This is a genomic window from Pseudoalteromonas sp. SG44-1 (assembly GCF_014164315.1).
In the GTDB taxonomy this organism is placed as follows: domain Bacteria; phylum Pseudomonadota; class Gammaproteobacteria; order Enterobacterales; family Alteromonadaceae; genus Pseudoalteromonas; species Pseudoalteromonas rhizosphaerae.
The window spans coordinates 1-1,199 of sequence record NZ_JACJEW010000180.1 but is presented as its reverse complement, the minus strand read 5'-3'; the positions used below and the strand labels follow the sequence as shown (position 1 = coordinate 1,199).

Genomic DNA, 1,199 nt, shown 5'->3' with positions numbered 1-1,199 from the left:
AGCCAACTTGGGACGATAAACTTACACGCCGGGCGCGATTTATGCCTAGAAACCGAGCAAAACAATGTACAGTTTGTGATAAAGAACAATCAATTTATTGATGTTAAAAATGAACTCAAACAACAAACTAACAACGGCAATATCAATTACCAAAGTGCCGGCAACAACGCGTTCACAGGTAAAAAAATCGATGTAAAAGCTGACCAAGAGCTGTCATTAATTTCGGGGCGTGCGGTTAAAATAAACGCGCAAAGTGATATTTTACTAAAGACTAATAACAGTGATTTAAAGCTCAACGTACCAAATGGTTCAACGTTTTTACAAACCAGTAAGTCAATTAACATCACAGGCTCTGGGCAAGGCGATTTAATCATTCATAACGCCGGCGGCGAAATTAAACTCGATAGCCAAGGCAACGCCACCATCATCGCCACCAACGTGCTCACCCTCGACAGCAACATGATAACCTTTGATGGGCCGGTTGATTACGATATAGAAAGCCCGCAAACAGCCAGTAGCCCAAGTGCCTCAAATCCTGCGAGTATTAGTCGCATTAACGATGTAACCATAAATGATGCAGGCGTTGCGGCAACGACTGCTAGCGTAGTCGATTTAGAATACGTTTACCAAGACGGCAGCCCGGTTAAAAATGCGCCCTACACCATTACCTTTGATGATGGAACGCAAGCGACCGGGCAACTAGATGACAGTGGACAAGCACAACTCAGCAATATTCCCAGCGGTCAGTTCAGTGTTAAATACGGCGAAGACAGTCGCGATTTTCAGCCTGAAGATAACACCACACCAAACCCGTTGTATGGGCAAATAACCACCGCTGATGCTGTGCACATGATCAATAGCGGTAACACTGCAAAACTGGAAGAGGCTGGCAATTTAGCCAACCAAGCCGGTGATTGGCTATGGGGCACATTGCAAGGTGACTTTAATAAAAACCCCAGCACCTCACAAATCGTTGTGGGTACCATTATCTCGATGATACCGGTGGTTGACCAAATCATGGACATTCGTGATATTTGTGCAAATACCGTATTACTCACCGATGATGACAAAGCCAATGACAGCGACGGTTGGATAGCCTTTACCCTAACCGCCATTGGTTTGGTTCCATTATTAGGCTCTGCTATAAAAGGTGTGGGTAAAGTTGTAATTAAAAATAGTGGTGAGTCAATGGAAGCCGC

1 pseudogene is annotated in these 1,199 nt (G+C 44.6%); it reads left to right on the top strand.

What is annotated here, in order from left to right:
* Window positions 1-1,199, top strand: a pseudogene (locus H5187_RS24890) (hypothetical protein); the annotation flags it as partial.